At 65.6% G+C, this 22893-nt stretch carries 16 protein-coding genes; 9 read left to right on the forward strand and 7 right to left on the reverse strand.

Features of this window, described 5'->3' with window-relative positions; all coding sequences use genetic code 11:
- Positions 1-8: 8 nt before the first annotated feature.
- Positions 9-359 carry a hypothetical protein gene (locus JQ507_16280; GenBank protein ID QRI72923.1) on the forward strand — a complete coding sequence of 117 codons (351 nt, stop codon included), beginning with the start codon at positions 9-11 and terminating at the stop codon, positions 357-359.
- 82 nt (positions 360-441) lie between these two features.
- A complete protein-coding gene (locus tag JQ507_16285) occupies positions 442-6396 on the forward strand; it encodes a hypothetical protein (GenBank protein ID QRI72924.1) in 5955 nt (1984 codons plus the stop codon).
- A gap of 106 nt (positions 6397-6502) precedes the next feature.
- Here JQ507_16285 and JQ507_16290 read toward each other — a convergent pair whose 3' ends face one another.
- The 3 genes from JQ507_16290 to JQ507_16300 form a co-directional block, all read right to left on the reverse strand.
- Positions 6503-7729, reverse strand: a complete 1227-nt coding sequence (locus JQ507_16290) for a GGDEF domain-containing protein (GenBank protein ID QRI72925.1) — start codon at positions 7727-7729, stop codon at positions 6503-6505.
- A 106-nt stretch (positions 7730-7835) separates the two neighbouring features.
- The gene (locus tag JQ507_16295) at positions 7836-9347 is read right to left on the reverse strand and encodes an acyl--CoA ligase (GenBank protein QRI72926.1); all 1512 of its coding nucleotides are present in this window, start codon (positions 9345-9347) and stop codon (positions 7836-7838) included.
- A gap of 120 nt (positions 9348-9467) precedes the next feature.
- Positions 9468-11204, reverse strand: a complete 1737-nt coding sequence (locus JQ507_16300) for an ABC transporter substrate-binding protein (protein QRI73363.1) — start codon at positions 11202-11204, stop codon at positions 9468-9470.
- 408 nt (positions 11205-11612) lie between these two features.
- Between JQ507_16300 and JQ507_16305 the strand changes: the two genes are divergently transcribed.
- Positions 11613-12452 carry an invasion associated locus B family protein gene (locus JQ507_16305; protein ID QRI72927.1) on the forward strand — a complete coding sequence of 280 codons (840 nt, stop codon included), beginning with the start codon at positions 11613-11615 and terminating at the stop codon, positions 12450-12452.
- Between the two features lie 330 nt (positions 12453-12782).
- Positions 12783-14060 carry an MFS transporter gene (locus JQ507_16310; GenBank protein QRI72928.1) on the forward strand — a complete coding sequence of 426 codons (1278 nt, stop codon included), beginning with the start codon at positions 12783-12785 and terminating at the stop codon, positions 14058-14060.
- A gap of 29 nt (positions 14061-14089) precedes the next feature.
- On the opposite strand, the gene hspQ is transcribed toward JQ507_16310, so the two are convergent.
- Positions 14090-14422: a heat shock protein HspQ gene (gene hspQ, locus JQ507_16315; GenBank protein QRI72929.1), complete on the reverse strand. Its 333-nt coding sequence runs from the start codon at positions 14420-14422 to the stop codon at positions 14090-14092.
- 121 nt (positions 14423-14543) lie between these two features.
- Between hspQ and JQ507_16320 the strand changes: the two genes are divergently transcribed.
- Positions 14544-15497 (forward strand): AEC family transporter, encoded by a 954-nt coding sequence (locus JQ507_16320; protein ID QRI72930.1) that lies wholly within the window; start codon positions 14544-14546, stop codon positions 15495-15497.
- Between the two features lie 13 nt (positions 15498-15510).
- On the opposite strand, the gene JQ507_16325 is transcribed toward JQ507_16320, so the two are convergent.
- Positions 15511-16695, reverse strand: a complete 1185-nt coding sequence (locus tag JQ507_16325) for a UbiH/UbiF family hydroxylase (protein QRI72931.1) — start codon at positions 16693-16695, stop codon at positions 15511-15513.
- 132 nt (positions 16696-16827) lie between these two features.
- On the opposite strand from JQ507_16325, the gene JQ507_16330 reads away from it, so the two are divergent.
- The 3 genes from JQ507_16330 (at position 16828) to JQ507_16340 (ending at position 19545) form a co-directional block, all read left to right on the forward strand.
- Entirely contained in the window at positions 16828-17556 is a 729-nt protein-coding gene (locus JQ507_16330; GenBank protein ID QRI72932.1) for a phosphatidylcholine synthase, read from the forward strand.
- Positions 17553-18278 (forward strand): TerC family protein, encoded by a 726-nt coding sequence (locus JQ507_16335; protein ID QRI72933.1) that lies wholly within the window; start codon positions 17553-17555, stop codon positions 18276-18278. The genes JQ507_16330 and JQ507_16335 overlap by 4 nt, the downstream gene beginning before the upstream one ends.
- A 292-nt stretch (positions 18279-18570) precedes the next feature.
- A complete protein-coding gene (locus JQ507_16340) occupies positions 18571-19545 on the forward strand; it encodes a quinone oxidoreductase (protein ID QRI72934.1) in 975 nt (324 codons plus the stop codon).
- A gap of 102 nt (positions 19546-19647) precedes the next feature.
- Here JQ507_16340 and JQ507_16345 read toward each other — a convergent pair whose 3' ends face one another.
- Positions 19648-20844, reverse strand: a complete 1197-nt coding sequence (locus JQ507_16345) for an acetylornithine transaminase (protein ID QRI72935.1) — start codon at positions 20842-20844, stop codon at positions 19648-19650.
- Between the two features lie 313 nt (positions 20845-21157).
- Here JQ507_16345 and JQ507_16350 point away from each other — a divergent pair, with 313 nt between their 5' ends.
- Positions 21158-21454, forward strand: a complete 297-nt coding sequence (locus tag JQ507_16350) for a hypothetical protein (protein QRI72936.1) — start codon at positions 21158-21160, stop codon at positions 21452-21454.
- A 6-nt stretch (positions 21455-21460) separates the two neighbouring features.
- Here JQ507_16350 and rimO read toward each other — a convergent pair whose 3' ends face one another.
- Positions 21461-22786 carry a 30S ribosomal protein S12 methylthiotransferase RimO gene (gene rimO, locus JQ507_16355; GenBank protein ID QRI72937.1) on the reverse strand — a complete coding sequence of 442 codons (1326 nt, stop codon included), beginning with the start codon at positions 22784-22786 and terminating at the stop codon, positions 21461-21463.
- Between the last annotated feature and the right edge of the window lie 107 nt (positions 22787-22893).

Here is a 22893-nt window from a genome sequence, read left to right on the forward strand (position 1 = left end):
GTTTTTTTGTGAATGCGATTACCGTCGCGTCGGCGATCGCCGTGAAACGCCCGGCGAACCATTTAGCGGGACAACCTAAGGTAATCGTTGATCGTTCGACCGACGCCACGCCGGTCGAGTCGGAGGCTGTTTGGTCGAATGCCGACACCCCGAAGCCTGCCTATCCTGCGACCGCCAAACTGCCCACCCAGGTCGGTCCGAAAGGATTGCGGTCCGACTTCATAGACAAGGATTTCCTGTGGTGTTCGCGGCATGCGGATTCACCGCGACATTTTGAATGCGCGCGGCTGATTACGGCCGATCACATAGCGCAAGTTTTTCAGCGCATACCGGGATTTCCGGTCGGCGCCAATATGTAGCGCGTAAAGGGCGTCGACGCCGACGGGCATCGATGCTCCGAAAACGGGCAAATGAATTTTATTCTGGCCTGGAGGCGGAGCCATGCAGACGATTTCCAGCGGCGTGACCGTAACTGTATCTTCCGGTACTGAATCCGGCGATACCGTCCTGACTGGCGGCACGCTGATCGTTGTGTCCGGCGGCAGCGCTACTGGAACGACTTTGTCCGGTGGCAACGAAGTGATTTCGAGCGGTAGTGTCGACAGCGGCGCCACGATCCTGTCCGGCGGCAGCCTGAATATCTCGAGCGGCGGTGGCAGCGTCTCGGCCACGGTGGATGCAGGCGGCATGCTCAACGTCTCCTCGGGCGGTGTGGCGTCGTCCATTGCCGTGTCGTCGGGCGGCACGCTGAACGTTGCCGGAACGGTGACAAGCCAGGTTACGGTCTATGCGAGCGGCCTGGTTGTGATCTCTTCCGGCGGCATCGAGACGGGCGCTCCGGGCAGCAACGAGACGATCGTGTCGGGTGGTACGGTCAGCGTGACCGCGGGCGGCCAGTTGTCCTACTTCACGGTCAGGAGCGGCGGCCTTGTCACGGCCGACTTTGGCGCGACGATCCACGACTTCGGCGTCAGCAATGGCGGCATCCTCAATCTCGCTGGCGCTCAGACCAGCAATTCGGAGGTCTTCTCCGGCGGCACGGAGAATATTTCTTCGGGTGGCAATGCGCAGAACTTCGATGTGTCGGGGGGCACGCTGAACGTGCTTTCTGGCGGCAACGCGCAGTCCTTTACGGTGTCGGGAGGCTCGCTCAATGTCCTCTCCGGAGGCACGGCCGAGTTCTTCACGTTGTCGTCCGGAGCCGCGGCCGGCGTCGCAGCTGGCGCCACCGTTCATGATCTTACTGTATCGAACGGGGCAACGCTCAGCCTTCTGGGTACGGTGACGAGCTCCGTATTCATTGCGGGCGGCGCCACATTGAACGTCTCTGCCGGCGGTGCCATCAACGGATCATTGGATTCGTCCGGCTTCCCAACGGTCAACGTCGTCGGCACAGTGAACGTGTCCGCAGGAGCCACCGTCAGCGACCTTGCTGTCGACGGCAGCGGCGCGCTGAACTTGCTGGCCGGCGCGTCCGCGCACGACATCAATGTGAATTCCGGCGGCCAATTCAATCTCGCGGGAAGCACGACGAGTAACATCAACATCCGCCAGGGCGGCCTGGAAACCGTTTCGTCCGGAGGTGCCGCGAACGGCGCCACTGTCTTCGGCGGCGGTGAGCTCGACGTCCTTTTCGGCGGGTCGGCAAACGCCACGATGGTCAACGGTGGTCTGCTGAAGCTGTTCTCAGGTGGGTCCCTGAGTGGCGTTTCGGTCACCAATTTCGGCGCCGTAGAACTGGTCAGCGGAGCGTCCGTTTCGCAGCTTTCCAACACCACTTTCGGTAGCGGCACCAACCTCGAGGTGGGGCCTGGCGCCGTCCTGAGCGGCTATTCGGTGGGTGTTGGCCCGATCCTCGACGTTTTGTCGGGCGGCTTAACCTCCGCCACCACCGTCACCACGAGTGGCACCGAGAGCGTGTTCGCGGGCGGCACGGCCCTGGGCAGCATCGTTGGCGATGGCGGCTTCATGCAGGTCGGCGTTCCGTCGTCGAGCCAGGGACTGGGTGGTTCGGCGGGCGGAACCGTCAGCAACACGTCCGTGTCGGGCGGTCAGCTCAGTGTGAATTCCGGTGGCCTCGCAGTGTCCACCACCATCGTCAACAACGGCGGCGCGCAAGTCACCTCGGGCGGTACAGTCTCCGGGACAACGATCTCCAACTCCGGCGGCATGACGGTGCTGAGCGGCGGCACGGCGGCCGATACGGCGGTGCTGAGCGGCGGCTACTTCCAGCTCGGCGTAGGACCGATCAGCGGTAGTCCCGGTTCAGCCGGTGGCAGCGCGACGGGCACGATCCTGTCCGGCGGATTCGAGGCCGTCTTTAGTGGTGGTGTCGATTCCGGCGCCACGATTCTGTTGCATGGCAACCAGGTAGTTTCCGCCGGTGGCTTCAGCATTGGCGCCGCGGTTTCAAGCGGAGGTGTTGAAAATGTTTCGTCTGGCGGCCAGACGTTCAACACCACGGCCTTCGGCGGCGGCGTCCTGAACGTTTCCGCCGGCGCGACGGCACACGACGTCACGCTATCGGGTGGCACGCTCAACCTTGGCGGCAAGATCACCAGCAATGTTGTTATTCTAGGTGGCGGCCACGAAATCGTCTCTGCAGGTGGTTCCGTCACCGGCGTCGCCGGTTCGGGCACCGTAATTTCCGGGCTGGTCGACGTTCTCTCTGGCGCGTCTTTCGAATATGCGACCGTCTTCAATGGCGGTGACCTGAATGTCTCGTCCGGTGCGACGGTAGACCATATCTCCGTCTCGAGCGGCGGCATCTTCAACGTCGGCGGCACGGTTTTGAGCAATGTCGCGGTGTTTGCCGGCGGCGTCGAAAACGTACTCTCCGGAGGGGTGGTCACCGGCGTGACCGGTTCCGGAACCGGAATTTCGGGCGGCACGGTGAACGTGTCGTCGGGAGGCGCGCTCGATCACGCGACCGTCAGCGGTGGCGGCGTGCTGAACGTTGCGTCTGGAGCTACGGCGCACAACATCGCGGTGTCGAGCGGTGGCGCGCTCAACGTTGCCGGCGCGGTGACGAGCAACGTCGCGGTCTTTGCCGGAGGCAATGAGATCGTGTCCTCTGGCGGCTCCACGGGGCCGGTCACGATCTCCGGCGGCACGGTCGAATTGCAGACCGGCAGCGTCGCGAGCGGCGGCATCACCTTCAGCGGTTCCGGCGGTCAACTGAAGATCGACGGCACCTCCCTGGCCGGCACCACCATCAGCAGTCTGGTGCTGGGCGACAGCATCGATCTGACAGGCCTCAATTTCGTATCGGGCGGCTCGGCGACCTTGGGGGCCGGCAACATCCTGCATGTCACCGAGGGGGCAACTTCCTTCGATCTGCAGCTTGATGCGCTTCCCGGCGTGCGGTTCAGCGTCAGCGCGGATTCTGGCACCGGAACGCTGGTCACGACACGTGCCGATGTCGCACCGGTCACGTCAGCGTCCAACATCCATGCAGGCTCTGGCCAGACCTCTGTGCTGGCGTCCAGCCTCTTCTCCGTGACGGACGCAGATGGCGATGCCATCACCCAATATGCGTTCTTGGACACACAAGGTCACGGCCACTGGGTCATCAACGGCGTCGTCCAGGCCACCAATGCCGAGATCGATGTTGCGGCGGCCAACCTGTCGCAGGTGAGCTACGTGTTTGGTCCGAGCGGCACGACCGACACCCTTTCCGTGCGGGCCAATGACGGCACGCTTTGGGGCGGCTGGACTCAATTTACGGCTAAGGCATCTGGCGACAGCGCGCCAACCGTGAGCGCAGTCAACGTGACGGCGACCCATGGCGAGACGTCGACGCTGGCCACGAGCCTGTTCACCGCCTCGGATTCGGACGGCGACACCATCACCCAATACGGGTTCTGGGACACCGGCGGCAACGGTCACTGGGTGGTGAACGGCGTCGCGCAGGCAGCCGGCACCAACATCGAGGTGTCGGCGGCGAACCTGTCGCAGGTGAGTTACGTGTTCGGGCCGTTCGGCTCGACGCCCGATACGCTCTGGGTGCGGGCCAATGACGGATTCGCGTGGGGCGCCTGGACGAGCTTCACCGCAACCCCGGGACCCGACCGCCCGCTGGTCGTGACGGCATCGAACGTCACGGCGACCCATGGCGAGACGTCGACGCTGGCCACGACCCTGTTCACGGCCTCGGATCCCGACGGCGACACCATCACCCAATACGCGTTCTGGGACACCGGCGGCAATGGTCACTGGGTGGTGAACGGTGTCGCGCAGGCAGCCGGCACCAACATCGAGGTGTCGGCGGCGAACCTGTCGCAGGTGAGTTACGTGTTCGGGCCGTTCGGCTCGACGCCCGATACGCTCTGGGTGCGGGCCAATGACGGATTCGCGTGGGGCGCCTGGACGAGCTTCACCGCAACCCCGGGACCCGACCGCCCGCCGGTCGTGACGGCATCGAACGTGACGGCGACCCATGGCGAGACGTCAACGCTGGCCACGACCCTGTTCACGGCCTCGGATCCTGACGGCGACACCATCACGCAATACGGGTTCTGGGACACCGGCGGCAATGGCCACTGGGTGGTGAACGGCGTCGCGCAGGCAGCCGGCACCAACATTGAGGTGTCGGCGGCGAACCTGTCGCAGGTGAGTTACGTGTTCGGGCCGTTCGGCTTGACGCCCGATACGCTCTGGGTGCGGGCGAACGACGGATTGGCGTGGGGCGCCTGGACGAGCTTCACTGCAACCCCGGGACCCGATCGCCCGCCGGTCGTGACGGCATCGAACGTGACGGCGACCCATGGCGAGACGTCGACGCTGGCCACGACCCTGTTCACGGCCTCGGATCCCGACGGCGACACCATCACCCAATACGGGTTCTGGGACACCGGCGGCAACGGCCACTGGGTGGTGAACGGTGTCGCACAGGCAGCCGGCACCGAGATCGACGTATCTGCGGCGAACCTGTCGCAGGTGAGTTACGTGTTCGGGCCGTTCGGCTCGACGCCCGATACGCTCTGGGTGCGTGCGAACGACGGATTGGCGTGGGGCGCCTGGACGGGCTTCACCGCGACACCGGGACCCGACCGCCCGCCGGTCGTGACGGCATCGAACGTGACGGCGACCCATGGCGAGACGTCGACGCTGGCCACGACCCTGTTCACGGCCTCGGATCCCGACGGCGACACCATCACCCAATACGCGTTCTGGGACACCGGCGGCAATGGCCACTGGGTGGTGAACGGTGTCGCACAGGCCGCCGGCACCGAGATCGACGTATCTGCGGCGAACCTGTCGCAGGTGAGTTATGTGTTCGGGCCGACCGGCTCGACGCCCGATACGCTCTGGGTGCGTGCGAACGACGGATTGGCGTGGGGCGCCTGGACGGGCTTCACCGCAACCCCGGGGCCCGACAGCCCGCCGGTCGTGACGGCATCGAACGCGACCGGGCTTCACGACCATTCGGTCGCGGCCACGACCCTGTTCACGGCCTCGGATCCCGACGGCGACGCTATCACCCAATACGGGCTCTGGGACACCGGCGGCAACGGTCACTGGGTGGTGAACGGTGTCGCACAGGCAGCCGGCACCAACATCAACGTGTCGGCGGCGAACCTGTCGCAGGTGAGTTACGTGTTCGGTCCCGGCGGCTCGCCGTCGGATACACTCTGGGTGCGGGCCAATGACGGCATCGCGTGGGGAGCGTGGACGAGCTTCACGGCGACCGCAACCAACCAGGTGCCGACGGTGTCGGCCTCGAACGTGGTGACGGTCTCCGGCCAGACCTTCGCCGCATCGAACCTGTTCAGCGCGACGGACGCGGATGGCGATACCATAACGAAATATGCGTTGTGGGATTCCAACACGAACGGGGCCTGGATCGTCAACAGCGTAACGCAGCAGGCAAGTGCCGAGATCGATATCACGGCGGCGCAACTATCCCAGACGACCTATCAGGCCGGCCCGGGCAACGATCTACTCTGGGTCCGGGCCAATGACGGCATCGCGTGGGGGGCCTGGCAGCCATTCAACGTGACGGGGGAGAGCTCCAGCAATGCGACCATCGCATCGGGTGCCACGCTGGAATTGCCGGGGGCTTCGAACGCCACCGTGTTGTTCCAGAGCTCGACAGGAACGCTGAAGCTCGACAATTCGGCGAGCTTTAGCGGCACCGTCGCCGGCATGACGGGTTCGGACGCGATCGATTTCGCGAACATCAGTTTCGCGAATGTTCACACGCCGACCTTCAGCGGAAACACCACGCGGGGAACGCTCACGGTGACGGACGGCACCGTCACGGCAAGTGTTGCGCTGCTTGGCAACTATATGGCGTCCACATTCACGGCATCGAGTGATGGCCATGGCGGTACCCTGGTTGTCGATCCGCCGGCGACGCAGGTCAGTCAGCTGGCGCAGCCACAGCACGCATGAGGGCTTGAAGACGAGGCGTGCGGAGCCGCCACCGAGATAAGGTGGCTTCGCATGCAGGCGATGCCCGCGCAGCGATCGCGGCAACTGGTACGCGCCATGGAGCTTGTTACGAGGCCGCGCGCTCCGGCGTCCCGAACAAGCGGCCAAGCAGCGACATCGTTGAATCGCCCGGCAGCAGCGTTGCGACGCTGACGGCGGGCTCGGCTCTGACGTCGCGGCGGCCGTTCTGGGTATGGCGCATCACGCTCGCCAATCGCCGCGTGATCGCCTGCGCGTTGCGCAAATCGGTGCCGGCGAATGCCACGACGAGCGAGCGGTCGTCATAGACGGCACCGAAATCGGCCTGGCGCATCAGCCGGCTGATGATCCGCGCGCCGTCGAATTGCGCGCGGGGTTGCACGTTGTCGAAGGTGAAGCGCGCCACCGAGAGCGCGCCGCCGCGCTCGGCGGTGTGGTAGACGGCGGTCGCGAAATCGCGCTCGAACGCGGCCTTGGTCAGCAGTCCGGTGCGGGGATCGATCAGGCCCTTGGCGTCGATCGCCTTGAGCATGCGGCCGAGCCGCGCCTCGAAGGCATGCTGCCGGATCATCGGCAACGCCATGTCGGCGACCCGCGTCGGCCCGGCCGTGACGATCTCGAGATTGGGCAGTTCGTAACGCGGCGTCAGCTCGCCCGAGGTGACGATCACCGGCAGCGGGCGGAAGCGGACATCCTCGGTCAAAACAGTCAGGAAAGCGTCCATCACCCGCGGCGTGAATCCCTCGGCCAGCACGATGCCGTCGATGTCGCGGTTGGACAGATGCTTGGCCGCGGCCTCGATGCTGAGCGCGCCGACCACGCCGGCCCGTTCGCCGAGCGCGACCGACAGCGTCGGGTAGGCGCCGCCGCGACCGATCAGCAGCGTGGTGGCTTCGCCGACCGGATCGATATCCGTCAGTGCGACCGGGGCCGGCGGCACCAGCCGACGCATCACGGTCGCATGCAGCGCGCGAACGCGCAGGCTCGCATTGAGCCGGGCCACCAGGCGATCCGGCAGGCCCTTCTTCTGGAAGAACGCGATCACGGTGTCGGGCAGGGTGGTCGCGGGATCGACCGCGATCAGCGGCAGGTAGGGCGCGCGGGCGGCGGCGCGCTTGGCAAGCCCCGACAGGGTGACGAAGTCGACGCCCTCGGCGGCCGCGATGATCGCGGCCGGCTTGACCTGCTCGATGGCGCGCCCGACCTCGTTCCAGTCGGTGACCACGACCGGAAACAGCTTGGTTTCATCGAGGACCGTGGCAAACGGCGGCTTTGCCGATGCCGAGACGATGAGAACCGGACCTTGTTGAGACATTCGAACGCTCGAAACCAATGCTTAAGAACAGCAACGGCTGCGATGCTAGTTGGCTTGGCTTAATGCGGCGTCAACACAATGCTAAGACTAACGCAATGATAAGATTTTAAGGCATTCCGGTGCCGCTGCGGTCGCGAAATGCTTCGACCATCAACGGGTTAAGCCCAAGTTCTGTCAGGGCGTCGCGGGCCCGCGCATTGTCCTGCGCCCGTCCGGCCAGGCGGTGGCCGCTGAGGCGGTCCGGCAAAGCCGTCAACAGCGCGCCCTGGCCGAGCCGGCGCGACCATTCCTGCAACTCCTCGGCCAGGAAGCGGTAGCCGCCGACCGTCATGACCCCCGACGGCGGGGCGGTGATGTTGATGGCGCCGGTCGTGCGGTCGAGCCGGGCGGCATATTCGGTGTCGACGTAATCCCGTGGCGCCGGCGCGATCAGGCTTTCGGCCGGCGGCGACGAAGGCGCATAGGCCGCGACCGGCACCATCGGGCCGCGCAGGCCGAGCGTGCCCTTCGGGGTCAGCAGGACCTCGCCGGCGATCGATGCGCTGGGAGCTTCACGTGGCGCGCTGTGCGGACCGGGCTTGATCGGGGCCGGCGATCCGTCCTCGCCGGTACGGCGGGCGCCGAACAGCCCGGCCTCGCCGAACAGATAGACGTCGGTCATGGTCACCCGCCGCGAGATCCAGTGCGCGCTGGAGGCAACCTGCTCCGGCATCCGCCACAGACCGATCACGTTGCGCAGGCTGGGCAGCCGCTCCGACAGGCCGCGCTCGTCGAGCCGCAGCGCGAGCTGCGCCGGCGCGATCAGCGTGTCGCAGGCGTGATCGTTGAACTGGGCCTCGAACGCGTCCTCGTCGAACGGGTGATGCATGACGAGCGTTCCGCCGGACAGCAGCCAGGTCACCAGCGACGAGCAGATGCCGGCAAACGACATCGGCGCAAACGCCGACATGATGGTCGCGCCCTGCGCCAGGTCGCTCTCGAGCGACATCGCGAGCCCGCCGGCGATCAGGCTGAAATGCGCGCGCGGCACCGGACGAAAGCCATCGCTGGTAACGTCGAAGGAGATCAGCGCCGGCTTGCGGCCGTCCTGGATCATCGGGCGCGAGGTCCGGGAGTCCTCGAGAATGGCCTGATCGAGCGACGACATGCCTTCGGGCAGATCGGTCCCGAAGCCGCAGACATGGCGGATCGAGAACGCCTCGGCCGCAGCGTTCATGGCGAGGTCGGCGTAGGAGATGCCGTCAATCCTGCTGCATGTCACGATCGCCCGCGCCGCGGTGCGGTTGAGCACGGAGGTCAGCTCGGCCTGCCGCCACAGCAGCGGCAACGGCACCACCACGAGGCCGACCCGATGGGCGGCGAGCACCGTCAAGACAAATTCGATCGTGCCGGGAAGCTGAACCGCGATCACTGTATTGGCCGGCAATCCGATCTCGACGAAATGGGCGGCGATCGCCGAGATCGCGCGGTCGGCCTGCGCATAGGTCAGGCGCTTGCGGGTCTGTCCGGTGACGCGTTGCTTGTTGAGCGGGTCGACCAGCGCCAGCGCCTCGGGCTGCCGCGCCAGGGTGCGCTTGAACAGCGTATCGAGGGTGGGCGAGGTGATCGACTGGTTCACAGGTTCAACGTCGGTTGCATCGCTTCGATCGGACCAGGTCATGCCGCGTCGGGGCGCATCACCTGATCGATTGCTTGGCAGAACACTTTGGCAGATTACTTGGCAGACTATCTTGGCAGACTATTTGGATTCCGCGCCGGGCTTCTCCCACCAAGTCTCCGGCAGGTAGCCCGTCAGCGCCGTGGTCGAAGGCCGTTCTATCCGATTCCAGCGCGCGATCCATTGCTCTCCCAAGTTAAATAGGGGGATAGCGTAGAAGCCCGACGTCAGGGCCCGGTCCAGCGCCCGCACCGCCGAGACGAAGGCCGGCCGCTCCCGCGCCGCCAGCAGGGCGGCAATCGTGGCGTCGATGGCCGGATCCCTGGCGCCCATGTAGTTGCGGGTGCCCGGCACGTCGGCCGCCTGGCTGCCCCAGTAGAACCACTGCTCGTTGCCTGGCGACAGCGACTGGTCCCAGCGAACAGGGACCATGTCGAAATCAAAGGCAACCCGGCGCTGCTCGAACTGCACCGCATCGACCACCCGCACCGCGGCGTCGATGCCGGCGCGCTTCAGGTCGCGCTGGTAGGCGAGGGCGATCCGCTCATGCTCGCGTGTCGTCACCAGGATCTCGATCCGCAGCGGCGTTCCGGTCGAGCGCTGCTTCAGCACGGTGCCGTCGAGCGCGTAGCCGGCCTCGGACAACAGCGCGAGCGCGTTGCGAAGGATGGTGCGGTCGCGGCCTGAGCCGTCGGTGGCGGGCAGGCGATAGCGGCCATCGAGGATGTCGGGCGGGATGTGCGACGAATACGGCTTGAGCAGTTCGCGCTCGCGGTCGTCGGCGGGGCGGCCATAGGCGGACAATTCCGAGCCCGCGAAATAGCCGCCGGCGCGCGAATAGAGTCCGAAATAGTAATTGTGGTTGATCCATTCGAAGTCGAACAGCATCAGCAGTGCCTGGCGCACTTTGACGTCGGCAAATTTCGGCCGCCTGGTGTTGAACACCAGGAATTCGGACGGTTGCGGCGTGCCGATCTTGATGGCCTCGCGGATCACCTCACCGCGTTTCGCTGCGGGGAAATCGTAGCCATCGTGCCAGCGCAGCGGTTCGGGCTCGGTCCTGAAGTCATAGAGGCCACGCTTGAATGCCTCGAACTGGCCGTTGGCGTCGCGGTAATAGTCGAGCCTGATCTCGTCGAAATTCCACAGGCCGCGGTTCACCGGCAGGTCGCGTCCCCAGTAATCGGGATTGCGGGTGAAGGTCACGCTGGTGCCGGGCTTGACCGCCGTCACGCGATACGGGCCCGAGCCGATCGGCGGCGCCAGGGTGGTCTCCTCGAACCTGGAGACGTCGGTGGCATGACGCGGCAGGATCGGCATCAGGCCCAGAATCATCGGCAATTCGCGATCCGCGACACCGCCGAAATCGAATCGCACCGTGAGCGGGTCGAGCACCTCGGTCTTTGCGACTTTCGAATAATACTGGTGATGCAGCGGACGGCCGTGATCGCGCAGCAACTCGAGCGAGAACACCACGTCGTCGGCGGTGACCTCGCGTCCGTCGGAGAAGCGTGCCCGCGGGTCGATATGGAATGTCACATAGCTTCTGGCATCGTCGGTCTCGACGCTGCGGGCAAGCAGGCCGTAGAGCGTGAACGGCTCGTCATTGTTCCGCACCAGCAGGCTTTCGTAGACATAGCCGCGCTCATAGGCGTAGCCCCTCAGCTGCTGCACGGCGAGGCCCCGGACGATCAACGGATTGAGGCTGTCGAAGGTGCCTTCTCGCGGGCTCAGGACCAGCCGACCGCCCTTCGGGGCGTCCGGATTGGCATAGGGCAAATGGGTGAAGTCGGCCGCCAGCGCGGGGGCGCCGTGCATCGCGATCGCGCGGCTCTCGGCGGCCAATGTCGGGGCAGGTGCGCCCGTCAGCAGTGCCGTGACGAATGCCAGGACGAATGCCAAGACGAGCGGGACGGCGGCCGATGCGACGCGCCCAACGTGCCCGGGAACACGTGCGTGAGGCGCCGGATTTGATTCGCGAAACGTCACGACCGAGGTTTATCACAGGCCGCTGAAACTCGTCGTCACATAGGCGCAAATGCGGTTGTCGGCATTGATCTTTCCGCGCGCCGCTGTATTGAAGGCGTGCAATTCGAAGGCGGGAACGCCTGTCACGTATCCGCCTCAATTGACTAGGAGACAGCCGCGGGAGCAGCTGTGTTTCGCGGCTATGTGTCGGCGCCTGCAGCGGTTTCGGGTGCTGCCGTTCAGAAAGGGTTTTCCGCAATGAATTTCCGTATCTTGGCCGCCCCGGTCCGGCCGCATGGGCGAGTTGTTGCCCTGATGGCGGCGACGGCATTCTCTGCAGCGCTCCTGGTTCCTGCCGCGCAGGCCCAGCAGCCGGCAGCGCCGGCGCCCGCGGCACCGAAGGCCGCGCCCAAGGCGGCACCCAAGGCAGCTCCGAAGGCGGCTCCGGCAGCCCCGGCGCCCGCAGCCCAGGCACCGGCCGCAGCAGGTGCGCCGCCCGCCGCGGCCGCCGGCCAGCAGCCCGCCCAGGATCAGCAGATCCAGCTCATCTACGCCCCCTGGACCAAGTTCTGCCTGAAGGGCCAGGAAGCCAACGCCAAGCAGGTGTGCTTCACCGGCAAGGACGGCCGCATCGAGTCCGGCCAGCCTGTGATCGCCGCCGTGATCATCGAGCCGGAAGGCGAGCCGAAGAAGATCCTGCGCGTCACGCTGCCGCTCGGCATGCAGCTCGTGCACGGCACCCGCGTCATCGTCGACGGTAACCCGCCGCAGCAGGCGCCCTACGTGATCTGCTTCCAGAACGGCTGCATGTCCGACTATGAAGCAACCCCCGAGCTGATCGCCAACATGAAGAAGGGCCAGAACCTCGTGGTCCAGGCGATCAATTCGAACGGCGCGCCGCTGACGCTGCCGCTGCCGCTCAACACCGAATTCGCCAAGGCGTTCGACGGCCCGCCGACCGATCCGAAGGTGTTCGAGGAAAACTCGAAGAAGCTGCAGGAAGAGTTGCAGAAGCGTGCCGAAGAGCAGCGCAAGAAGCTGGAAGGCGCGGGCGCTGCCGGTGCGACGCCGGCTCCAGCCAACCCGGCGGCCAAGTAAGCGTTCAAGCGCTCACGCCGTCGCGAGATCATCGCAAATCAAAAGGCGCCCGGAAGGGCGCCTTTTTTGTCATGCGATACGGACTGGCTGATGGCAGCCTGCTGCGGTGGTGATTGCGCAGGTGGTGTGCGATGGTCACTCAAGGCAAATCGATCGCGCCAAGCCGCATCGCGGTTGCCTTGTCCGGACAAATCCTCGGGCGTCGAAGCACAATCATAAATCCGTCACGGGAGGCCAGACGAACGCGCGGAATGCGCGCTTTCGATGCGCCAAAGCGCGCGTGGTTCTCCCGCGGACCCTGGCCGCCGTTCGCAGTCATGGAAGTCGCCAATGTCCCAGCAAGTCAGCAAGCAGCGGCGGGAACCGCTCTCCCGGCCGAGGAACGAGGCTTTGCAGGCGGGCAGCCGGGCTTCGGCCGATGGCCGCGTCGACCAGGACAATGTTCCCGGCGCGTTTCATCCGGGCATCGTCCACCTCGCGCTGGCGATGGGCGGCTTCGCGATCGGCATCGCCGAATTCGCGACCATGAGCCTGCTGCCGTTTTTCGCCCACGACCTGCATGTCAGCGAGCCGCAGGCGGGCCAGGCGATCAGCGCCTACGCGCTCGGCGTCGTGGTGGGCGCGCCTGTCATCGCCGTGCTGTCGGCGCGCATGACGCGGCGGACGCTGCTGATAGCGCTGATGGGCTTCTTCGCGCTGATGAACGGCCTGTCGGGGCTCGCGCCCGACTATCACACCATGCTGGTGCTGCGCTTCCTCGCCGGGCTGCCGCATGGCGCCTATTTCGGCATCGCCATGCTGGTCGCGGCCTCGCTGGTGCCGACGGACAAGCGCACGGCGGCGGTCGGCCGCGTCCTGCTCGGCCTCACCATTGCGACGACGATCGGCGTGCCGCTCGCCAACGGGGTGGGGCAGGCGATCGGCTGGCGCTGGGCGTTTGCGATCGTCGCGGGCCTCGCGCTGCTCACCGCCATCCTGGTTCTGCTGTTCGCGCCGCGCGACGTCGCCAACAGCAATGCGAGCCCGCTGCGCGAGCTGTCCGCGCTCGGGCGCAAGCATGTCTGGCTGACGCTGGCGATCGGCGCGATCGGCTTCGGCGGGCTATTCTCGGTCTACACCTATCTCGCCTCGACCATGCTGGCGGTGACGCACACCTCGCCGGCGCTGGTGCCGGTGACGCTCTGCGTGTTCGGTGCCGGCCTGACCGCCGGCAACATCATCGTGCCGCGCTTTGCCGACCGTGCGCTGATGGCGACCGCGGGCGGGCTGTTGCTGTGGTCGGCGGCCACGCTGGCGCTGTATCCGCTGGCGGCACTGAATTTCTGGACGCTGAGTGCGGACGTCTTCCTGATCGGACTCGGCGGCGCGCTCGCCACCGTGTTGCAGACCCGCCTGATGGACGTCGCGGGCGAGGCGCAGAGCCTCGCTGCATCGCTCAACCATTCCGCATTCAACACCGCAAACGCGCTGGGGCCGTGGCTCGGCGGAATGGCGGTTGCGGCCGGCTACGGCTGGACCTCGACCGGGCTGGTCGGCGCCGGATTGGCGCTGGCGGGGTTCGTGGTCTGGGCGGTCGCGGCAGCGCTGGCCAAACGTGACGGGATATGACGCGGCCGGCCGAGCCGCGGTGCGGCGGGTCAGTTCAGCGACGGATTGCGCGGGCGGTAGCCGCCCGACTTGTCCTTGATGAAGATCTCCGCGACCTGCGAGTGCCGGATCGGTTCGCCGGACTCGTCGGGCAGCAGGTTCTGCTCGGAGACATAGGCGACGTATTCGGTCTCCGAGTTCTCCGCGAGCAGATGGTAGAACGGCTGGTCCTTGTGCGGCCGCATGTCCTCGGGAATCGACAGCCACCATTCCTCGGTGTTGTTGAACTCCGGGTCGATATCAAAAATCACGCCCCGGAAGGAGAACACCCGGTGACGGACGATCTGCCCGATCTGGAATTTGGCGGTGCGCGCTTTGATCATGGTTCGTCGATAGACCAACATTGTGGCCGATGCTAGGGGCTAAGCTTCGAATTAACCCCGGGTTTACCGATTCCAGACCTGCAAAAACGGCCCGAAAACCGGCCGAGAAACTACTTTCAGAATGATCGATATCCTCAATCTGGCGCTGCCGTATTTCGGCCTGATCTTCATCGGCTATGCCTGCGGAAAAGCCAAGGGTTTGCCCGAGAGCGGGCTCGCCTGGATGAATTTCTTCCTGCTTTACGTTTCGTTGCCGGCGCTGCTGTTCGGGATCATGTCCAAGACCCCGTTTGCGGAGCTGAACAACCCGCCATTCCTGATCGCCACCACGCTCGGAACCGTGATCGCGTTCTTCCTGGCGATGCTCGCAGGCAAGCTGATCGGACGCCTGACGCTGCGCGAGGCGACGCTCGCCGGGCTGTCGGGTGCCTACGGCAATATCGGCTATATGGGCCCCGGGCTGGCACTGGCCGTGCTCGGCACCAAGGCGGCGGCGCCGACCGCGCTGATCTTCTGCTGCGACAGCATCTTCCTGTTCTCGATCGTGCCGCTGCTGATCGAGCTCACCGACCGCGACCATCCCTCGCTGCTGCACGCATTCGGCGTGGTGCTCAAGCAGATCGTGCAGAACCCGCTGATCATGTCGGCGGTGTTCGGCGCGCTGGTCGCCGCGTTTCACGTTCCGATTCCGACAGCGCTCGACCGCACCATCCAGTTCCTGCAGAACGCCGCGGCGCCCATGGCGCTGTTCGCGCTCGGCGTCACCGTGGCGCTGCGGCCGTTCGAGCGGGTGCCGTGGGAGGTGCCGGGCGTGGTTGCGATCAAGCTGCTGATCCATCCGCTGCTGGCCTTCGGACTGATGCTGCTGTTCGGCCCGTTCGCGCAGCCTTGGGCGGCGACCGCGGTGCTGATGGCCTCACTGCCGCCGGCGCTCAACGTGTTCGTGATCGCGCGGCAGAACGACACCTGGATCGAGCCGGCGTCGGTCGCGGTGCTGATCGGCACCTTCGCCTCGGTGATCACGCTGACCAGCGTGATGTGGTTCATCCAGAGCGGGCGACTGGTATTTCCCTAAGCGCGCATGATGCTCACCGCCGCCAGGACGGCGCAAGGCCCTCGCGCATCGCCAGACGCCGCAGCGGGCCGAACGCGCCGAGCACGTGCAGGCCGGCGGCACGCGCGGTCTGCACGCCGAGGAAATCGCTCAGCAGCGAGCGGTTGGCGATGTCGATCGCCCAGGTCCGGCTGGCCACGTCGGGCCGCCGCGCGGCCTGGTAGCGTGCCAGCACGTTCGGCGCGCCGGGATCCTCGCCGCGGCCGATCGCCTGGCCCGCGATCTCGGCGATATCGGCGGCATCGCGCAGCCCCATGTTGAGGCCCTGCGCGCCGATCGGCGGCAGCACATGGGCGGATTCTCCGACCAGCGCGATCCGGTTCCTGGCGAACTGCCGAGGCCGCTCGATGGCGAGCGGAAATACATGCCGTCCGGGCTGCACCTCGACGCGGCCGAGAATCGAATGCGATTGCCGCTCGGCCGCTTCGGACAATTCCTCGTCGCCGAGCGCCTTCAGCCGCTCGGCCTCCTTGGGTGTCGAAACCCAGACCACGCTGCTGCGGTCGCCGCTGAGCGGCACGAACACGCAAGGGCCGTGCTCGGTGTGAAACTCGGTCGAGATGTTCCGGTGCGGGCGGCTGTGGGTGATGTTGAAGGTGAGGGCGGACTGCCCGAGCGCGCGGCTGACAACCTCGATACCGGCGGCCTCGCGGGACAATGAATTGCGGCCATCGGCGCCGACCACGAGCCGGGCCCGCAGCGGCTGGCCCTGCCGCGTCACCACGGTGACCCCGGCATCATCCGGCTGCACCGCGGCGGCCTCGTCGTCGAACCGCGTCAGCGCTGCGATCTCGCCGGCGCGCTCCTCGAGCGCCGCGACCAGCGCGCGGTTGTCGATGTTGAAGCCGAACTGCTCGCGGCCGATCTCGTCGGAATTGAACCGCACTTCCGGTGCGCGGATCAGGCGGCCGGTGTCGTCGACCAGGCGCATGGTCTTGAGCGCGGCCGCCTTGTCGCTGCAGCGCCGCCAGACGTCGAGCCGTTCCAGGATGTCGGTCGAAGCGCCGAGCAGCGCGGTGGTGCGGTTGTCGGCATAGGGCGCGCGGCGCGCCAGCAGCGCGGTCCGCGCGCCGGCATCGGCGAGTGCGATCGCAGCCGTCAATCCGGCCGGGCCGCCGCCTATTACGATAACGTCATAATCGAGCGAGCTGTCGGTCATATCTGGACATTTGACATGCTTGGCCCGATTTTCAAGCCATCGGTAACCACCAAGAGTTTCCAACGGTTTGCGCGGCCGAACGCCGCAAGACTGCATATGCAAAGTGGGCCGATTCCTGATAGCACTCGGCCGATGGAGCACTCGAGCCAGCCGGATGCGCTGCCAGAACGGATGCGGACCGCCGCATTCTCCGTTCATATTTTCACGGCACTCGGCGCCGGGGTGGCGCTGCTGGCGATGCTGGAGGCCGTGCGCGAGCACTGGGCCAACATGTTCGCCTGGCTCGGGGTTGCGCTGATCATCGACGGGATCGACGGCCCGCTGGCGCGCCGGCTCGACGTGGTTCGGCTGCAGCCGAACTGGTCGGGCGAGGTGCTCGACCTGGTGGTCGATTTCGTCACCTATGTGTTCGTGCCGGCCTATGCGATCACCGCGAGCGGCATGCTGCTGCCGCTGGCCGCGCCGATCCTCGGCATCGGCATCGTGGTCTCCAGCGCGCTGTATTTCGCCGACCGCCGCATGAAGGCCGACGACAATCATTTCCGCGGCTTCCCGGCGCTGTGGAATGCGGCGGCGTTCTATTTGTTCCTGCTGCATCTGCCGCCGGTGCTGTCGACCATCGTGGTCGCGCTGCTGATCGTGCTGACCTTCGCGCCGTTTCACGTGCTGCACCCGTTCCGCGTGGTGCGGCTGCGCTGGCTGACGCTGTGGCTGCTCGGCGCCTGGGCGGTGCTCGGCGCGTATACGCTCGCCAACGATTTCGTGGTTGGCGCGCCCATCACCTTCGGTCTCTGCGCCATTGCCGTCTACATTGTCGGCAGCGATACCGTGATCCGCCGGATGAAAGCCTTCAGAGCATGATGCAATTGATCAGCAGCCCGGAAGCCTGGGCAGCGCTGTTGACCCTGACTGCGCTTGAGATCGTGCTCGGCATCGACAACGTCATCTTCCTGTCGGTGCTCGTCTCGCGGATTCCGCAACCGCAGGCCAACCGCGCGCGGCAGATCGGTTTGCTGCTGGCGCTGGTGTTCCGCATTCTGCTGCTGTCGATCCTGGTCTGGCTGATCGGGCTGACCCAACCGGTGATATCAGTGCAGGACATCTCACTGTCGTGGCGCGACATCATCCTGATCGGCGGCGGCCTGTTCCTGATCGCCAAGGCGACCCACGAAATCCACGGCGAGGTCGAGGCGCGTGACGTCGAGGAGAGGGAGAAGCCGAGCCCCAACGCATTCTTCTGGGTGATCGTGCAGATCATCATCATCGACCTCGTGTTCTCGCTGGACTCGATCATCACCGCGATCGGTATGGCGCAGGACATCGAGATCATGGTCGCGGCGGTCGTGATCGCCTGCGCCATCATGTACATCTCGTCCGGACCGGTGGCGCGGTTTGTCGCGGAGCATCCGACCACCAAGATGCTGGCGCTGGCGTTCCTGGTGCTGATCGGCGTGGCACTGGTAGCCGACGGCTTCAAATTCCACATTCCGCGCGGCTACATCTATTTCGCGATCGTCTTCGCGGTCGCGGTCGAGATGTTCAACGTGCTGGCCAAACGCAACCGCAAGAAGGCCGCGCGCTAAGACATGATGAGATTGGGTTGAAGTGGATCGGCAGTGGAGGTTCACCTCTCCCTTGGGAGAGGTCGGCGCGTAGCGCCGGGTGAGGGGTTATAGTCCCTCGTTAGCGCTGCGGCCCCTCACCCGATTTGCTTCGCAAATCGACCTCTCCCCGATGGGGAGAGGTGAAGTCGCGCGTGGCCGAACCGATTCGATCCCAACACATCTTGCTCTGGGCCGGCTCCAGGCCGCTTGGTTGACAAGAAGGTGCCGATGGCATTCGCTCGGCAGGTCAGAATTTGAGGGGAGCGACGACATGACCAAGGCTGTGCGCGTGCACAAGGTGGGGGGACCGGAAGTCCTGACCTATGAGGACGTCGAGGTGGGCGCACCCGGGACCGGCGAGGTCAGGATCCGCCAGCATGCGGTCGGGCTCAACTTCATCGACGTCTATTTCCGCACCGGCCTCTACAAGGCGCCCGGCCTGCCGTTCATTGCCGGCAACGAGGCCGCGGGCGAGGTTTTGGCGGTCGGTCCGGGAGTGACCAATTTCCACCCCGGCGATCGTGTCGCCTACTACTACAACCTCGGCGGTTACGCCTCCGAGCGCGTCATCCCGGCCGACAAACTCGTCAAACTGCCCGACCACATCACCTATGAGCAGGGCGCCGTGCTGATGCTCAAGGGGCTCACGGTCTGGTACCTGCTGCACAAGACCTTCAAGGTCGAGCAGGGCCATCGGGTACTGATCCACGCCGCGGCCGGCGGCATCGGGCTGCTCGCCTGCCAGTGGGCGCGGGCGCTCGGCGCACATGTCATCGGCACTGTCGGCTCGAAGGCGAAGGCCGATCTCGCGCTCGCCAATGGCTGCGACCATGTCATCCTCTACAACGAGGAGAACTTCGTCGAACGCGTCAAGCAGATCAGCCGCGGTGAGCTCTGCGACGTGGTCTATGACGGCGTCGGCAAGACCACGTTCCCGGGATCGCTATCGTGCCTCAGGCCGCGCGGCCTGTTCGTCTCGTTCGGCAACGCCTCGGGCCCGGTGCCGCCGTTCCCGCTCGCCGAGCTCAACAACCACGGCTCGCTGTTCGCGACGCGGCCGAAGCTCAACGATTATGTCGGCACCCGCAAGGAACTGCTCGAAGGCGCCGACACGCTGTTCGCCGCCGTGATCAACGGCAAGCTGCACGTGCCGATCAACCACGCCTACGCGCTGAAGGATGCGGCGAAGGCGCATATCGACCTGGAAAGCCGGGCCACCACCGGCGCGGCAATTCTCAGGCCGTAGTTCTCGCCGTCATTGCGAGCGAAGCAATCCATTATCTCCGCACATGCGGATCGATGGATTGCTTCGCCGCTGCGCTCCTCGCGATGACGAGCGGGTTGGTTCTTACGCCACCCGCCTTGCTGCTCCGACCTTGGTCAGCACCGTATCCAGGCAGTCGATCATCAAGGCGATCTCCTCCCGTGTGACGTTGAGCGCCGGCATGAAGCGCAGCGTGTCGGGCTGCGGCGAGTTGACCAGCACGCCGGCCGCTAACGCCTCGGCCATCACAGCTGCGCCGATCGGCATCTTGAGGTCGAGCGCGAGCAGCAGGCCGCGGCCCCTGATCTCGCCGAGCCCGTGCCGCGCCGATAGCCGCTGCAATTCACGCTCGAGCAGCAGCCCGGTGTCGGTGACCGATTTCAGGAAATCGGGCTTGCCGATCTGATCGAGCACGACGAGACCCGCGGCACACATCAGCGGATTGCCGTTGAAGGTGCCGCCCTGATCGCCGTGATCGAAGCAGGAGGCATGTTCGGTTGCGAGCAGCGCCGCCAGCGGCACGCCGCCGCCGATGCCCTTGCCGAGCGTCATGATGTCGGGCGCGATCCCGGCATGCTCATGGCCGAACAGCTTTCCGGTCCGGCCGATGCCGGTCTGGATCTCGTCGACGATGAGCAGCAGGCCGCGCTGCTGGGTCAGCGCGCGCAACTCCTGCAGGAATGCGTCGCTCGCAGGCCAGACGCCGGCTTCGCCCTGGATCGGCTCGAGCATGACCGCGACCGTCGACGGGGAGATCAACTTCCGCACCGACTCGATATCGTTCAGCCGCGCTTTCCGGAAGCCCGAGACCTTCGGCTCGAACAGCGGCTCGAACGCCTTCTTGCCCGAGGCCGACATGGTCGCGAGCGTCCGGCCGTGGAAGCCGCCTTCGAAGGTGATGATCTCGTGCGCTCCGCCCTTGTACTTGGCGCCGAATTTCCGCGCGAGCTTGATCGCGCCTTCGTTGGCCTCCGCGCCGGAATTGGCGAAGAACACCTGGTCGAAGCAGCTGCTGTCGACCAGCGCCTTGGCCAGTTTCAGGCTCTGCTCGTTGTAGAACGCCGGGCTCGGCGTCAGCAGCCGCCGGGCCTGCGCCGCCAGCGCGTCGGCGACGATGACCGGCGAATGGCCGAGCGGATTGACGGCCCAGCCCTGCACGAAATCGAGATAGCGGTTGCGGTTGGCGTCCCAGAGATAGGAGCCGGCGCCGCGCACGAACACGACCTCCGGGCGGGCGGTGATGTCCATCAGCGCGTCGAACGGATGGGTGGCGTTGGTCATGTCGATCTCCTCTGGGGACAGTGTTGGGAAAAAGGGCAGGCCGAAAAGCGAGAAGGCCGCGCTTTGGGGGCGCGGCCTTCTCGAAAACCTCAGCTGATGCTTTTAGCTAATCAGCGCTGGCGTCGGACATGGCGCGACCCTTCATCGTCGTTGCGACGACGCTGGCAGGTGGCGCGGCGGTTGGTCCGGTTCAGCTTCATGGCGCGGGCTCATACAGCCGAACCGGCGGCGGTGTCAAGCGGGAGGTGATCTCGCACGCAAGCGGCTCGTGGAGCGTGTTAGGCTGCCGCCAGGCAATCCTGGAGGTGGCGCCGTGATCAAGCTGCTGATCGAACGAGATCTTCCTGCCAATTTCGATGTCACCGATGACGCGCAGGCGGCGCGGCATGCGCGCATTGCGCTGGACGCAATCATCGCAACGCAGGGCAAGATGCACTGGCTGTGCACCTACGCCACCGATGACCGCAAGCTGTTCGGCCTCGTCGTGGTCGAGAGCGAGGAGGTCATCGATGCCTATGTGCGCAACGCAGGCATCGGCAGCTCGGTCCGCATCCGTCGGGTACTGCGCACGCTGGATCCGGCGCTCGCGGCTCCGCCGGCCGCCAATTAGCCGAGGTCAGAATCCGGCGACGGTGCCGTGGAGATCGTATTCGTCGGAACGCTCGATCTTGGCGGTGACGATTTCGCCGACCTTCAGCGGGCGGCGGCTGCTGAGGTACACCGCGCCGTCGATCTCCGGCGCGTCGGCCTTTGAACGGCCTTTTGCCACTGTCGGACCGACCTCGTCGATGATCACCTGCTGGCGGGTGCCGACCTTGCGCTTGAGGCGGCGCGCGGAAATCTTCTGCTGCCGGGCCATCAGCGCGTTCCAGCGCTCCTGCTTGACCTCGTCGGGCACCGGGTTGCCGATCGCATTCGACGTGGCGCCGGCCACCGGCTCGTATTTGAAGCAGCCGAGGCGATCGATCCCGGCTTCATCGAGCCAGTCGAGCAGATAGGCGAAATCGGCATCGGTCTCGCCGGGGAAGCCGACGATGAAGGTCGAGCGCAGCGTCAGCTCCGGGCATTGCTCGCGCCACTTCTGGATCCGTGCCAGCGTCTTCTCCTGCGCGGCCGGACGCTTCATCGCGCGCAGCACGTCGGGGCTCGCATGCTGGAACGGGATGTCGAGATAGGGCAGCACCTTGCCATCGGTCATCAGGCCGATGACCTCGTCGACATGCGGGTAGGGGTAGACATATTGCAGCCGCACCCAGGCGCCGAGCTCGCCGAGCTCCTTTGCCAGATCGTAGAACTTCGCGCGCACCGAGCGATCCTGCCACGGGCTCTCGGCATATTTCAGGTCGACGCCATAGGCCGAAGTGTCCTGCGAGATGACCAGCAATTCCTTCACGCCGGCCTTCACCAGCTTCTCGGCCTCGCGCAGCACGTCATTGGCCGGCCGCGACACCAGGTCGCCGCGCAGCTTCGGAATGATGCAGAAGCTGCAACGGTTGTTGCAGCCTTCGGAGATCTTCAAATAGGCGTAGTGGCGCGGCGTCAGCTTGACGCCCTGCGGCGGCACCAGGTCGAGATGCGGATTGTGCGCCGGCGGCAGCGCCCGATGCACGGCGTCCAGCACGCTCTCATATTGCTGCGGTCCGGTGATCGAGAGCACGCCGGGATAGGCGCTCTCGATCTGCTCGGGTTCGGCGCCCATGCAGCCGGTGACGATGACCTTGCCGTTCTCCGCCATGGCTTCGCCGATCGCGGCGAGCGATTCCTGCTTGGCGCTATCTAGGAAGCCGCAGGTGTTGACGATGACGATGTCGGCCCCGTCATGCTTGCGCGCCAGCTCATAGCCCTCCGCGCGCAGCCGGGTGATGATGCGTTCGGAATCGACCAGCGCCTTGGGGCAACCCAAGGACACAAAGCTCACTTTCGGCGCGGCGGCCTCTTGCATATCGTCCCAAATCTGCCTGATTGATGGGCAGGAGCTAGTCCCAATTGCCGAGAATTACAACCCTTTCCCGGACCTTCTGGCGTGATATGGATGCAGTCGCCGGGGCT

It is taken from the genome of Bradyrhizobium sp. PSBB068 (assembly GCA_016839165.1).
Taxonomy (GTDB): domain Bacteria; phylum Pseudomonadota; class Alphaproteobacteria; order Rhizobiales; family Xanthobacteraceae; genus Bradyrhizobium.

Bases quoted from the DNA above. Each gene is read 5' to 3' on its own strand.
- JQ507_16345 (QRI72935.1), bottom strand. From the start codon at position 20,844: ATGACCAACGCCACCCATCCGTTCGACGCGCTGATGGACATCACCGCC.
- JQ507_16340 (QRI72934.1), top strand. From the start codon at position 18,571: ATGACCAAGGCTGTGCGCGTGCACAAGGTGGGGGGACCGGAAGTCCTG.
- JQ507_16290 (QRI72925.1), bottom strand. From the start codon at position 7,729: ATGTCTCAACAAGGTCCGGTTCTCATCGTCTCGGCATCGGCAAAGCCG.
- JQ507_16310 (QRI72928.1), top strand. From the start codon at position 12,783: ATGTCCCAGCAAGTCAGCAAGCAGCGGCGGGAACCGCTCTCCCGGCCG.
- JQ507_16335 (QRI72933.1), top strand. From the start codon at position 17,553: ATGATGCAATTGATCAGCAGCCCGGAAGCCTGGGCAGCGCTGTTGACC.
- JQ507_16300 (QRI73363.1), bottom strand. From the start codon at position 11,204: ATGCACGGCGCCCCCGCGCTGGCGGCCGACTTCACCCATTTGCCCTAT.
- rimO (QRI72937.1), bottom strand. From the start codon at position 22,786: ATGCAAGAGGCCGCCGCGCCGAAAGTGAGCTTTGTGTCCTTGGGTTGC.
- JQ507_16330 (QRI72932.1), top strand. From the start codon at position 16,828: ATGGAGCACTCGAGCCAGCCGGATGCGCTGCCAGAACGGATGCGGACC.
- JQ507_16285 (QRI72924.1), top strand. From the start codon at position 442: ATGCAGACGATTTCCAGCGGCGTGACCGTAACTGTATCTTCCGGTACT.
- JQ507_16305 (QRI72927.1), top strand. From the start codon at position 11,613: ATGAATTTCCGTATCTTGGCCGCCCCGGTCCGGCCGCATGGGCGAGTT.
- JQ507_16325 (QRI72931.1), bottom strand. From the start codon at position 16,695: ATGACCGACAGCTCGCTCGATTATGACGTTATCGTAATAGGCGGCGGC.
- JQ507_16320 (QRI72930.1), top strand. From the start codon at position 14,544: ATGATCGATATCCTCAATCTGGCGCTGCCGTATTTCGGCCTGATCTTC.
- hspQ (QRI72929.1), bottom strand. From the start codon at position 14,422: ATGATCAAAGCGCGCACCGCCAAATTCCAGATCGGGCAGATCGTCCGT.